Raw genomic sequence first — 12,396 nt, 5'->3', positions numbered from 1 at the left:
GACCGGGGCGCTGCGCTTAAAACCTGGCGGAACCGCTAAATCAACCGGCCCGGCGCAGCAGCCAGAAGCCTGCAATGGCGCAGATGCCTGCCGGCACCAGCACCGCAAACAGCGGAGAGAAGCCAAAAACCAGGCTCGAAGGCCCCAGCAGGTCCTGGGCGATGCGGAAAGTGAACCCCACCAGCACGCCGGTGAACACGCGCTGACCGAGGGTCACCGAACGCAGCGGGCCGAAGATGAAGGAAATCGCCATCAATACCAGGGCCGCCGTCACCAGGGGCTGCAGGACCTTGACCCAGAACGCCAGCCAGTAGCGACCGTTGTTCAGCCCCTGATCCGCCAGGTAATGGATGTAGCCCCACAAGCCAGTGATCGACAGGGACTCCGGCGCCATCACCACGGTGCTCAGCAGTTGCGGGCTCAGGGCCACGTCCCAGCGCTCGTCGGGCGCGCTGATGACTTCGGTGTGACCTTCACGGAAATAGGTGGTGGTGACATCCGTCAACTGCCAGTAGTTCTCGTGGAAGCGCGCCTGGCGGGCGAAGCTCGACGACAGCATGTGGTGATTGTCATCGAAGTGGTAGCGGGTCACGCCATACAGCAAGCCATTGGGTTGCACGGCGTTGATGTGGATGAACTCCTCGCCCTGACGGTGCCACAGGCCATGCTTGGAACTCTGGGCATCGCCGGAACCCTGTGCCAGGGCGCGACTGGCCTGGGCCTGGGTCTCGGTGGCCGGCGCCACGTACTCGCCCACCAGCACCCCCACCAGCATCAGCACCAGCATGGGCTTCATGACCGCCCAGACGATACGACCGACGGAGACACCGGCGGCACGCATGATGGTCAGCTCACTGTTGCTGGCCAAAGAGCCCAGGCCGATCAGACAGCCGATCAGAGCCGCCATCGGCAGCATCTCGTACACCCGGCGCGGAGCGGTGAGGACGACGTAGCTCATCACGTCCATCACGGTGTAGGTATCGCTGACGCTGCCCATCTCATCGATGAAGGCAAACAGCGAGGCCAGCCCGAGGATGATCCCCAGGACTGCAAGAATGGCCATGAACACACTGCTACCGATGTAGCGATCGAGCTTAACCACGAGCCATCTCCTTCACGCTGCGACGACTCGCCATTTTCAACCGCATCGGTTCCCAGTACATCAAGCCCAGGCCAATGGCCAGGAACAGCAGGTGAACCCACCACAGCCCCAGGGCAGGCGAGATCTTGCCTTTCTCCAGGGCACCGCGCACCGCGATCAGGATGGTCAGGTACGCCATGTACAGCAGAATGGCCGGGATCAGCTTGAGGAAGCGGCCCTGGCGCGGATTGACCCGGGACAGCGGCACCGCCATCAGGGTCACGATGAAGACCAGCAACGGCAGGGACAGGCGCCATTGCAGTTCGGCGCGGGCCCGCAGGTCGTCCTTGCCGATCAGATCGCGGGTCGGCATGGCGTCGCGATCAGTGACTTCGTCGCTGACGTCCGGACGCTCCAGCAGCACGCCGTAGGTGTCGTACTTGATCACCCGGTAGTTGGCCTCGCCCGGGTTGCCGTCATAGCGGTAGCCGTTCTCCAGGATCAGGTAACGATTGCCGTCGGGCCGGATGTCCTGATGGCCCTTCTCGGCCACCAGCACCGAGATGCCCTGGTCCTTCTTTTCCTGATTCAGGCGTTTTTCGGAGATGAACACCCCGGAAAGATTGGTCCGGTCTTCCGACAACTGCTCGGTGTAAGTCACCCGGCTGCCGTCATTGAGCGCCTGAAAGCGTCCGGCCACCAGGGTGTCGAACTCGGTCAGGGCATCCTGCTTGTTCAGCAGCAACTGGAACTGATTGGCTCCCTGCGGCGCCAGGCTCAGGCTCAGCCACGCCACCACCAGCGCCACCAGGGCCGCCGGAACCATGGTCATGCCCAGCAGGCGCTGCTGGCTCATGCCGGTCGCGGACAACACGGTCATCTCGCTTTCGAGATAAAGCCGGCCATAAGCCAGAAGAATGCCGAGGAACAGCCCCAGCGGCAGGATCAGTTGCAGGAAGCCCGGCAGACGAAAGCCCATGATCAGGAACAGCGAGCCCGGATCCAGAGCACCCGAGGCGGCTTGAGCGAGGAACTTGACGAAGCGCCCGCTCATGATGATGACCAGCAGCACCGCACTCACGGCACTCAGGGTCAGCAGGATTTCGCGGGATAGATAACGAAAGACGATCAAACCAGACACTCCAGGGTTGTCAGGCTAAGGCGGCCGAACAAGCAAACGTATCGAGCCGGCTCCAAATTGCAGAGCCGCCGAAAAAGATGGCGCATTATCCTGTGATTGCGCGCGCCTGTCACGGAGGATGCTCTCCCGGCGCTCTAAAGCGGCGAACTTGGCCGATACGAGGGTTGTCAGCCGCGACCGGCGAGGTTCAAACTGGCGGCTTTGTCGTCGCCAGCACGCGACGCCTTCTTCTATATAGATAAGCCCCGCGCCGGAGTCTTTCCTGCGCTCTTAGACCATTCATTCAGGGACCCGGACATGGAACTGGTTGTAAAAAGCGTTAGCCCGGAAACGTTGAAGACCGCCACCCTGGTGGTCGCCATCGGCGAAGACCGCAAGCTCGGCACCGTCGCCAAGCAACTCGACGAACTCAGCGGCGGCGCCATCAGCGCCGTGCTCAAGCGCGGCGACCTGGCCGGCAAGGTCGGCCAGAGCCTGCTGCTGCACGGCGTGGCCAAGCTCAAGGCCGAACGCGTGCTGCTGGTCGGCACCGGCAAGGATGGCGAACTGGGCGACCGCCCGTTCCGTAAGCTCATCAGTGGCGTACTGAGCACGCTCAAGGGCCTGGGCGGCAGTGACGCCGTGCTGGCTCTGGACGAAGTCGTGGTCAAGGGCCGCGACAGCTACGGCAAGACCCGCCTGCTGGCCGAAACCCTGGTGGACGGTGGCTATGTCTTCGACCGCTACAAGAGCCAGAAGGCCGAACCTCGCGCCCTGAAGAAAATCACCCTGCTGACCATCAAGGCCGCCGAGGCGGAAGTCCAGCGTGGCGTGACCCACGCCCAGGCCATCGCCAAGGGCATGGCCTTCACTCGCGACCTGGGCAACCTGCCGCCGAACGTCTGCCACCCGACCTTCCTCGGCGAACAGGCCAAGGCCCTGGGTAAAGAGTTCAAGGGCCTGAAAGTCGAAGTCCTCGACGAGAAGAAGATCAAGGAACTGGGCATGGGCTCGTTCTATGCCGTGGGCCAGGGCAGCGACCAGCCGCCACGCCTGATCGTCATGCAGTACAACGGCGGCAAGAAGTCCGAGAAGCCATTCGCCCTGGTGGGCAAGGGCATCACCTTCGACACCGGCGGCATCAGCCTCAAGCCCGGCGCCGGCATGGATGAGATGAAATACGACATGGGCGGCGCCGCCAGCGTGTTCGGCACCCTGCGTGCGGTGCTGGAGCTCAAGCTGCCGATCAACCTGGTGTGCATCCTCGCCTGCGCCGAGAACATGCCCAGCGGCGGCGCTTCCCGTCCTGGCGACATCGTCACCACCATGAGCGGCCAGACCGTGGAAATCCTCAACACCGACGCCGAAGGCCGCCTGGTGCTGTGTGACGCCCTGACCTACGCCGAACGCTTCAAGCCTCAGGCCGTGATCGACATCGCCACCCTCACCGGTGCCTGCATCGTGGCCCTGGGCGCCCATACTTCGGGCCTGCTGGGCAACAACGACGAGCTGATCGAGCAGCTGCTCAGCGCCGGCCGGCAAGCCGACGACCGCGCCTGGCAACTGCCGCTGTTCGACGAGTACCAGGAGCAGCTGGACAGCCCGTTCGCCGACATTGCCAACATCGGCGGACCGAAGGCCGGCACCATCACCGCCGCCTGCTTCCTCTCGCGCTTCACCAAGAACCTGAACTGGGCGCACCTGGACATCGCCGGCACCGCCTGGACCAGCGGCGGCAAGGACAAGGGCGCCACCGGCCGTCCGGTTCCCCTGCTGACCCAATACCTGCTGGACCGCGCCAAAGCCTGAAAACCATGACCGCGGAGGGTGTCGCTTGAAGGCGGCGCCCTCTCCGGCTCAGGAACCACAATGACCAAAGTCGACTTTTATATCCTTCCCAGCGCGGACCCCGCGGCGCGCCTGGATTTTGCCTGCAAGCTCACCGACAAGGCCTGGCGCATGGGCCACCGCATCTACCTGCATTGCAGCGATGCCGCGCAACGGGATGAACTCGATGCCCGCCTGTGGCGCTTCAAGGGCGAAACCTTCGTCCCCCACGGCCCGGCGGAAAGCGAACCCGAAGGCTTGATCGTCCTCGGCCTGGGCCAGGACCCCGGCGAACACAACGACCTGCTGGTGAACCTGGACCTGAAAGTACCGGCCTTCGCCCCGCGCTTTGCCCGAATTGCCGAGGTTGTGGTGGAAGACCCGACTATTCGTCAGGCGGCCCGCGAGAGTTTCCGTTTCTATCGCGAACAGGGCTATCCTCTGCAAGATCACCGTTTACAGCGACTCTGAGCACCCGATGGACACTCCCAACCCGCTGCAAAAACCCGCGCACCTGCTGGACGACCTCGAGTCGATCCGTCAACTGCTCGGTGATGACAACCTGCAACCACCGCTGCTGACCGAAACCGTGAGCAGTGAAGTGCAAATCCCCCTGCTGTTCGACATGGTGGGCAGCCAGCAACCGACTACCACCGAAACCGCCCCTGCCGTGCCAGCCAAACCGCAACCTGCGCCGACCCCGGCTCAAGTCGCAGCACCAGCACCAACCCCTGCTGCGCCCCCGGCTCCCGCGCCAACGCCGGCAGCCAAACCCGCAGCCGCCAGCAACAGTGCCGACGCCCTGCTGCATCTGGACACCGAGCTGCGCGCCGCCGCGCAATTGATCATGCAAGACGTGATCGACGACTTCGCCCCACACATCGAAACCGAGATCAAGCGTCGCCTCGACGCCCGCCTGGAACGCCTGCTCGCAGCAGCCACCAGCGGCAAACCATAAGCCACACGCAAAAGCCGGGCATGGCCATCTTGTCGCTTGCCGCTTGTGGCTTGCTGCTGCCGCCCTCCGCTATACTTCCCGGCTTTTCCTGAATAAATGCCAATAGGGTCCCGCCGCGCATGGATAAGACCTACCAGCCGCACGCCATTGAAACTTCCTGGTACCAGACCTGGGAGTCCGAGAACTACTTCGCCCCGCAAGGCGCGGGCGACTCCTACACCATCATGATCCCGCCGCCGAACGTCACCGGCAGCCTGCACATGGGCCACGGCTTCAACAACGCGATCATGGACGCCCTGATCCGCTTCCGCCGCATGCAGGGTCGCAACACCCTGTGGCAGCCGGGCACCGACCACGCCGGTATCGCCACCCAGATGCTGGTGGAGCGCCAGATCGAAGCCCAGGGCCAGAATCGTCACGATCTGGGCCGGGAAAAGTTCCTCGAAAAAGTCTGGGAATGGAAGGATCAGTCCGGGGGCAACATCAGCCGCCAGATCCGCCGCCTGGGTTCCTCCGTGGACTGGAGCCGCGAGCGCTTCACCATGGACGACGGTCTCTCGGAAGCGGTCAAGGAAGCCTTCGTGCGCCTGCACGAAGACGGCCTGATCTACCGCGGCAAGCGCCTGGTGAACTGGGACACCAAGCTGCACACGGCGATTTCCGATCTGGAAGTGGAAAACCATGACGAGAAAGGCTTCCTGTGGAACCTCAAGTACCCACTGGCCGACGGCGCCAAGACCGCTGAAGGCAACGACTACCTGATCGTCGCCACCACCCGTCCGGAAACCATGCTCGGCGACTCCGCCGTCGCGGTGAACCCCGAAGACGAGCGCTACAAGGCCCTGATCGGCCAGTTCGTCGAACTGCCCCTGGTGGGCCGGCGCATCCCGATCATCGCCGACGACTACTGCGACCCTGAATTCGGCACCGGCTGCGTGAAGATCACCCCGGCCCACGACTTCAACGACTACGAAGTCGGCAAGCGCCACAACCTGCCGCTGCTGAACATCTTCGACAAGAACGCCGCCGTGTTGCCGGCCTGCCAGGTGTTCAACCTGGACGGCAGCCTCAACGAAACCGTCGACGGCAAGATCCCGGCCGAGTACGTCGGCCTGGACCGCTTCGAAGCGCGCAAGCAGATCGTGGCCGCCTTCGACGCCGCCGGCCTGCTGGTCAGCGTCGACGACCACGCCCTGAAAGTGCCGAAGGGCGACCGCTCCGGCACCGTGATCGAGCCGTGGCTCACCGACCAGTGGTACGTCTCCACCAAGCCGCTGGCAGAGCCGGCCATCGCCGCCGTGGAAGACGGCCGCATCGCCTTCGTGCCCAAGCAGTACGAAAACATGTACTTCTCCTGGATGCGCGACATTCAGGACTGGTGCATCAGCCGCCAGCTGTGGTGGGGCCATCGCATTCCGGCCTGGTACGACGAGTCCGGCAAGGTCTATGTCGGCCGCGACGAAGCCGAAGTGCGGGCCAAGCACAACCTAGGTCCGGACGTTGCCCTGCAGCAGGACAACGACGTACTCGACACCTGGTTCAGTTCGGGCCTGTGGACCTTCTCCACCCTGGGCTGGCCGGAGCAGACCGAGTTCCTCAAGACCTTCCACCCGACCGACGTGCTGGTCACCGGCTTTGACATCATTTTCTTCTGGGTCGCCCGGATGATCATGCTCACCATGCACCTGGTGAAGAACGAAGACGGCACGCCGCAGGTTCCGTTCAAGACCGTGTACGTGCACGGCCTGGTCCGCGACGGCCAGGGCCAGAAGATGTCCAAGTCCAAGGGCAACGTCCTCGACCCGCTGGACATCATCGACGGCATCGACCTCGAAACCCTGGTGCAAAAGCGCACCACCGGCCTGATGCAGCCCAAGTTGCAGAAAGCCATTGAGAAGCAGACCCGCGCCGAATTCGCCGACGGCATCGCCAGCTATGGCACCGACGCCCTGCGTTTCACCTTCTGCTCCCTGGCCACCACCGGCCGCGACATCAAGTTCGACATGGGTCGCGTCGAGGGTTACCGCAACTTCTGCAACAAGATCTGGAACGCCGCGCGCTACGTGCTGGACAAGGGCGAGGACTGCGGCCAGAACGGCGAGGCCTACGAGCTGTCCCTGGCGGACCGCTGGATCATCTCGCAACTGCAGCGCACTGAAGCCGAAGTCACCCGCCAGCTCGACCAGTTCCGTTTCGACCTGGCCGCCCAGGCCCTGTACGAGTTCATCTGGAACCAGTACTGCGACTGGTACCTGGAGCTGTCCAAGCCGGTGCTGTGGGACGAGAACTCGCCGGTTGAACGCCAGCGCGGCACCCGTCGCACCCTGGTGCGGGTACTGGAAGTGGCCCTGCGCCTGGCGCATCCGTTCATGCCGTTCATCACCGAAGAGATCTGGCAGCGCCTGGCGCCGCTGGCCGGTAGCACCGGCAAGACCATCATGCTGCAACCCTGGCCGGTGGCTAACGAAGCCCGCATCGACCAGGCCGCCGAAGACGACATCGAATGGCTCAAGGGCCTGATGCTCGGCACTCGCAACATTCGCGCGGAAATGAACATCGGTCCGGGCAAGCCCCTGGCCCTGTTCCTGAAGAACGCCGGTGCCGAAGACCAGCGTCGCCTGACCGAGAACGAAGCCTTGCTGAAGAAGCTGGCCAAGCTCGAATCCATCACCGTACTGGGCGCCGGCGATGAAGCACCGCTGTCCGCCACCGCCCTGGTGGGCGAGATGGAAGTGCTGGTGCCGATGGCCGGCCTGATCGACAAGGGCGCGGAACTGGCCCGTCTGGACAAGGAAATCCAGCGTCTGCAGGGCGAAGTGCAGCGCGTGGGCGGCAAACTGTCCAACGCTTCCTTCGTCGACAAGGCACCGGCGGAAGTGATCGAGAAGGAACGCGCCAAACTGGCCGAGGCCGAACAGGCCCTGGGCAAGCTGGCGGAACAGCACGCACGGATTTCCAGCCTGTAACGAATATTCGCGCAGTGTGAAAAAGGGAGGCCCATACAGGCCTCCCTTTTTTATGCGCCTTGTCTTGGGCGGCGCGGAGGCTGGCATCACTTGTCGCTCACCGCTTGAAACTTACCGCTGCTCCTGTGTGACAATGCCCGCCACTTTGAACCAGCCCCGAATCGATCCCCCATGACCGCCCCCAGCACACCCAAGCCTGCGCGCAAAAAGCCCAAGCCCGCCGCCCCAAAAACCGCCGCGCCCCGGGAAAAGGCCAGCCTGCATCCGCGCAATCGTCACCAGGGGCGTTACGACTTCCCGCAACTGATCAAGAGCACCCCGGAGCTGGGGCAGTTCGTGATCCTCAATCCCTACGGCAAGGAAAGCATCGATTTTGCCGACCCGGCGGCCGTGCGGGTGTTCAACCGCGCCCTGCTCAAGGCCTTCTACGGCATTGCCCACTGGGACATTCCGGCGGACTTCCTGTGCCCACCCGTGCCCGGTCGCGCCGACTACGTGCATTTCCTCGCCGACCTGCTGGCCAGCCACAACCAGGGTGAAATCCCGCGTGGCGCGGCGGTACGGGTGCTGGACGTCGGGGTCGGCGCCAACTGCATCTATCCGCTGATCGGCTACAGCGACTACCGCTGGCAGTTCCTCGGTTCGGACATCGACAGCACCGCCCTGGCCGCCGCCAAGGCCATCGTCCAGACCAACGGCTTGAACAAGGCCATCAGCCTGCGCCAGCAGGGCAATCCCAGGCAGATCCTCAACGGCCTGCTGGAAAGCACCGAGCGTTTCGACCTGACCATGTGCAACCCGCCGTTCCACGCCTCCCTGGATGAAGCCACCCGCGGTAGCCAGCGCAAATGGCGAGCCCTGGGCAAGGCCGATCCCAAGCGCAAGCTGCCGGTGCTGAACTTTGGCGGGCAGGCCCGGGAGCTGTGGTGCGAAGGTGGCGAGATCCGCTTCGTCAGCCAGTTGATCAGCGAGAGCGCAAACGTCGGCCAGCAAGTGCTGTGGTTCAGCACCCTGGTGTCAAAGGCTTCGAACCTGCCGGCGATTGAAAGCGCACTGAAAAAGGCCGGCGCCCTGGAAAGCCAGGTGGTGGAGATGTCCCAGGGACAGAAACAGAGCCGCTTCGTCGCCTGGACCTTCAAGGACAAGGCACAGCAACAGGCCTGGAGTCAGGAACGCTGGGTCAGGAAGAACTGAGGAAAAACTTGAGAGGCGGGGGAGGCAAAGACGATTCACCTTGCGTGAATCGGTGTCACACAAACCGTGCCCGGAGAACTTCTGAGCACGGTTTCACTGCAAGTCTTACTTGTTAACAGCGTCGGTCAGGCCTTTAGCCACTACCAGCTTGATAACTTTCTTGGCAGCGATTTCGATGGCAGCGCCAGTCGATGGGTTACGGCCAGTACGGGCAGGACGCTCGGTCACTTTCAGCTTGCCGATACCTGGCAGAGTGATTTCGCCGCCATTTTCCAATTGATCAGCAACGATCTGGGCCAGTTGGTCCAGAGCGTTACGCGCGGTGGTTTTCGGCGCGTCGATAGCTTCAGCGATATCAGCGATCAGTTGGTCTTTAGTAATAGCCATTGTGGTGTTCCTTCCCTATCAAATTCATTTGGATTGCAGAGTGCAGTGTCAGCCATCGAGCCAGATCTTGTGAATCTGGCACCCCGGTTACAACCACGACAGATCGGGGTTATAGATACCGAAATCAGGGTTTGGTTCGACCCGACAAATGCTGAATGCACGCTTAACGCTGAGACATCGCGTAAGACGGGGCAAAACTAGCACACAGACGGGGAAATATCCGCCTCTACCTAGCCATTTGGTCAGCTTTATTGCTCTAAATCGGTAAAAAAATGCATAAGCGTTACCGACGAGCCGTTCATCGCCCGGCAAACCGCGCCCGAACCCTCGGCTGCGGTACACTGGGCACTTTTTCGGGGAGCCCGCCCTCCCCCTTCAATCAGCCGAGAAGCCCATGCCGATCCGTCATTGCATCGTCCACCTGATCGACAAAAAACCCGACGGCAGCCCCGCAGTTCTTCATGCCCGAGACTCCGAACTGGCAGAGTCCGCGGCCATCGAGAACATGCTCGCCGACCTCAACGAAAGCTATAACGCCAAACAGGGCAAAGCCTGGGGACTGTTCCATCCCGAGTCCGGCGCGTTTCCCTTCAGCGGCTGGCTGAAGGAGTACCTGGACGGCGGCCAGGACTTCACCGCGTTCAGCCGGGTGGCGGTGGAACACCTGCAGAAGCTGATGGAGGAATCCAACCTGTCAGTGGGCGGCCACGTGCTGTTTGCTCATTACCAACAGGGCATGACCGACTACCTGGCCATCGCCCTGCTGCACCACAGCGAAGGCGTGGCCGTGACCGACCAGTTGGACGTGACGCCGTCCCGCCACCTGGACCTGGGCCAGCTGCACCTGGCGGCGCGGATCAACATCTCCGAGTGGCAGAACAACAAGCAGTCCAAGCAGTACATCTCCTTTATCAAGGGCAAGAACGGCAAGAAGGTCTCGGAGTACTTCCGCGACTTCATCGGCTGCCAGGAAGGCGTCGACGGCCCGGGCGAAACCCGCACCCTGCTCAAGGCCTTCAGCGACTTCGTCGAAAGCGAGGATCTGCCGGAAGAGTCGGCCCGGGAAAAGACCAAGACCCTGGTGGACTACGCCAGCAGCCAGGCCAAGCTCGGCGAGCCCATGGGCCTGGAGGAGCTCTCGGAACTGATCGACGAAGACCGCCCCAAGGCCTTCTACGATCACATCCGCAACAAGGATTACGGGCTGTCGCCGGAGATTCCCGCGGACAAACGCACCCTCAACCAGTTCCGCCGCTTCACCGGCCGCGCCGAAGGCTTGTCCATCAGCTTCGAAGCCCACCTGCTGGGCTCGAAGATCGAGTACGACGAAGAAGCCGGGACCCTGATCATCAAGGGCCTGCCGACCCAACTGACCGACCAGCTCAAGCGCCGCAACTGATGCTCCAGGGGGTATTGAAGAAGTTCTTGCTGATCCTGCTGGTGGTGGTGATCTACCAGCACTGGGGCAAGATCGAGCGCCTGTTCAACCCTTCGGCGGTGGTCAGCGAAGCGATCCGCAGCCAGGCCCGGGTGGTGCTGTACGCCACCGACTGGTGCGGCTACTGCAAGGCCACCCGGCGCTTTCTCGATCAGAAGGGCATTCCCTACCGGGAGTTCGACATCGAGAAAGATGCCGAGGCGCGTCAGGCCTATACCGCCCTAGGCGGTGCCGGGATTCCGATCCTGGACGTGAATGGCAGCCTGATCCGTACCTACGACCCCGACGCGATCATGGCTGCGCTGAAACCTTAGTCGGAGCCGGCCGGGCGGCGCTCCGCTTGCCAGCGAAAGGGCCAGTAGATCGAGCATCGATCTTGAGGACGCCTTCGCTGGCAAGCCAGCGCCTACAGGTGTGGATCACTGTGCCTGGATACGGAAACCCAACCGCGGGAAGTGCACGTGGACCACACCGGCGCGCGAATCTTCGCGACGCAGGATCAACTCTTCAGTGCCGGCAAACAGCAACTCGCCCGCCACCGGATCGACGCCATAGTCGGTCGCAGCAATCACCACCTGCTGCCCTGCCACAAAGCCATTGGGATCGACAAACCGCTCATCCGGCAGCGGCGCCGGCGTAGCGCTGCGCGACACCTCAAGGGCCTCTTCGGCACTCAGCTCGGTGAAGGAGCCATGACCAAAGCCCAGCACCCGCGCCAACCAGGCGGATACCGCCGGATACTCGTCCACCAGCGGTGCGGTCACCGGCGTGCCCTTGAGGAACCACAGCGGGTGCGCCAGGGCGATATCGGCAATCGACGGTTCGCCAAACAGGAAGTCCCCCGGCTCGCGCTGCAGTTGCTGCTCCAGGCGCACCATGATGGTCGGCCATTGATGCTTGGCCACGTCCAGGGGCAGACGGCTGGCGCTGCCGCCACTGAACAACCCGGCGCGGTCGGCCATGAAGGCCTTGACCGCTTCCGGCGGCAGCTTGCCAAAGCGCACGGCTGCCGACTCGGGCTGGAACACCAGGGTCACCGCATGCTGGAACACCACCGAGTCGACCCAGGCGGCGAAGGTCGCGCTGATCATTTCCTGGCCTTCGGGGAACAGCGCCGGCGAGGCTTTCTCCCGCTCCAGGCGGCGCGCGATCAAGGCCGTGTCGCAATAGATGTCCGCCCCGATCTGCAACACCGGGGTCTTGCGATAGCCGCCGGTCAGGGCCGTCAGGTCGGGTTTGGGCATGACCGGGGAGATCTTCACGGAGCGCCAGGACAGGCCCTTGAACCCCAGGAGCAAGCGGGCTTTTTCCGCGAAGGGAGAGGTCGGGTAATGGTGGAGAATCAACTCTGACATGCTGGGGTCCGCCACAAGAGGGAGAGCGCTGAAGCTTAGCGCGCAATCCGTGGACGGCCTACAGATCCAA

The 12,396-nt window shown here is 63.0% G+C and carries 11 protein-coding genes; 7 read left to right on the top strand and 4 right to left on the bottom strand.

Annotation, left to right across the window (positions count from 1 at the left end; all coding sequences use genetic code 11):
* Positions 1-40 precede the first annotated feature (40 nt).
* Positions 41-1,102 carry an LPS export ABC transporter permease LptG gene (gene lptG / locus POS17_RS05310; RefSeq protein WP_060837666.1) on the bottom strand — a complete coding sequence of 354 codons (1,062 nt, stop codon included), beginning with the start codon at positions 1,100-1,102 and terminating at the stop codon, positions 41-43.
* The gene (gene lptF / locus POS17_RS05305) at positions 1,095-2,213 is read right to left on the bottom strand and encodes an LPS export ABC transporter permease LptF (protein ID WP_060837665.1); all 1,119 of its coding nucleotides are present in this window, start codon (positions 2,211-2,213) and stop codon (positions 1,095-1,097) included. Before lptF ends, lptG begins: the two co-directional genes overlap by 8 nt.
* Positions 2,214-2,519: 306 nt before the next feature.
* Between lptF and POS17_RS05300 the strand changes: the two genes are divergently transcribed.
* The 5 genes from POS17_RS05300 to rlmF all read left to right on the top strand — a co-directional run bounded on the left by POS17_RS05300 (position 2,520) and on the right by rlmF (position 9,146).
* The gene (locus tag POS17_RS05300) at positions 2,520-4,010 is read left to right on the top strand and encodes a leucyl aminopeptidase (RefSeq protein ID WP_060837664.1); all 1,491 of its coding nucleotides are present in this window, start codon (positions 2,520-2,522) and stop codon (positions 4,008-4,010) included.
* 60 nt (positions 4,011-4,070) lie between these two features.
* Positions 4,071-4,499, top strand: coding sequence for a DNA polymerase III subunit chi (locus POS17_RS05295; protein ID WP_060837663.1), 429 nt, complete (start codon positions 4,071-4,073; stop codon positions 4,497-4,499).
* Between the two features lie 7 nt (positions 4,500-4,506).
* Positions 4,507-4,986, top strand: a complete 480-nt coding sequence (locus POS17_RS05290) for a hypothetical protein (protein ID WP_060837662.1) — start codon at positions 4,507-4,509, stop codon at positions 4,984-4,986.
* 119 nt (positions 4,987-5,105) lie between these two features.
* The gene (locus POS17_RS05285; RefSeq protein ID WP_060837661.1) at positions 5,106-7,952 is read left to right on the top strand and encodes a valine--tRNA ligase; all 2,847 of its coding nucleotides are present in this window, start codon (positions 5,106-5,108) and stop codon (positions 7,950-7,952) included.
* A gap of 171 nt (positions 7,953-8,123) precedes the next feature.
* Positions 8,124-9,146: a 23S rRNA (adenine(1618)-N(6))-methyltransferase RlmF gene (gene rlmF, locus POS17_RS05280; RefSeq protein WP_060837660.1), complete on the top strand. Its 1,023-nt coding sequence runs from the start codon at positions 8,124-8,126 to the stop codon at positions 9,144-9,146.
* A gap of 105 nt (positions 9,147-9,251) precedes the next feature.
* Here rlmF and POS17_RS05275 read toward each other — a convergent pair whose 3' ends face one another.
* Positions 9,252-9,533: an HU family DNA-binding protein gene (locus tag POS17_RS05275; protein ID WP_003440137.1), complete on the bottom strand. Its 282-nt coding sequence runs from the start codon at positions 9,531-9,533 to the stop codon at positions 9,252-9,254.
* A 394-nt stretch (positions 9,534-9,927) separates the two neighbouring features.
* On the opposite strand from POS17_RS05275, the gene yejK reads away from it, so the two are divergent.
* Positions 9,928-10,932, top strand: coding sequence for a nucleoid-associated protein YejK (yejK, locus tag POS17_RS05270; protein WP_060837659.1), 1,005 nt, complete (start codon positions 9,928-9,930; stop codon positions 10,930-10,932).
* Positions 10,932-11,285, top strand: coding sequence for a glutaredoxin family protein (locus tag POS17_RS05265; RefSeq protein ID WP_060837658.1), 354 nt, complete (start codon positions 10,932-10,934; stop codon positions 11,283-11,285). Before yejK ends, POS17_RS05265 begins: the two co-directional genes overlap by 1 nt.
* 105 nt (positions 11,286-11,390) lie before the next feature.
* On the opposite strand, the gene POS17_RS05260 is transcribed toward POS17_RS05265, so the two are convergent.
* Complete coding sequence (locus POS17_RS05260; RefSeq protein WP_060837657.1) at positions 11,391-12,326, bottom strand: glutathione S-transferase family protein; 936 nt, start codon at positions 12,324-12,326, stop codon at positions 11,391-11,393.
* Positions 12,327-12,396: the final 70 nt, after the last annotated feature.

The sequence above is a fragment of the Pseudomonas sp. Os17 genome (assembly GCF_001547895.1).
GTDB lineage: Bacteria > Pseudomonadota > Gammaproteobacteria > Pseudomonadales > Pseudomonadaceae > Aquipseudomonas.
The sequence above is the reverse complement of the archived record's forward strand: the minus strand, read 5'-3'. Positions and strand labels throughout refer to the sequence as shown.

Excerpts from the sequence above, each read along its gene's own strand:
- POS17_RS05300 (WP_060837664.1), top strand. The coding sequence starts at position 2,520 with ATGGAACTGGTTGTAAAAAGCGTTAGCCCGGAAACGTTGAAGACCGCC.
- POS17_RS05295 (WP_060837663.1), top strand. The coding sequence starts at position 4,071 with ATGACCAAAGTCGACTTTTATATCCTTCCCAGCGCGGACCCCGCGGCG.
- POS17_RS05290 (WP_060837662.1), top strand. The coding sequence starts at position 4,507 with ATGGACACTCCCAACCCGCTGCAAAAACCCGCGCACCTGCTGGACGAC.
- POS17_RS05285 (WP_060837661.1), top strand. The coding sequence starts at position 5,106 with ATGGATAAGACCTACCAGCCGCACGCCATTGAAACTTCCTGGTACCAG.
- rlmF (WP_060837660.1), top strand. The coding sequence starts at position 8,124 with ATGACCGCCCCCAGCACACCCAAGCCTGCGCGCAAAAAGCCCAAGCCC.
- POS17_RS05275 (WP_003440137.1), bottom strand. The coding sequence starts at position 9,533 with ATGGCTATTACTAAAGACCAACTGATCGCTGATATCGCTGAAGCTATC.
- yejK (WP_060837659.1), top strand. The coding sequence starts at position 9,928 with ATGCCGATCCGTCATTGCATCGTCCACCTGATCGACAAAAAACCCGAC.
- POS17_RS05265 (WP_060837658.1), top strand. The coding sequence starts at position 10,932 with ATGCTCCAGGGGGTATTGAAGAAGTTCTTGCTGATCCTGCTGGTGGTG.
- POS17_RS05260 (WP_060837657.1), bottom strand. The coding sequence starts at position 12,326 with ATGTCAGAGTTGATTCTCCACCATTACCCGACCTCTCCCTTCGCGGAA.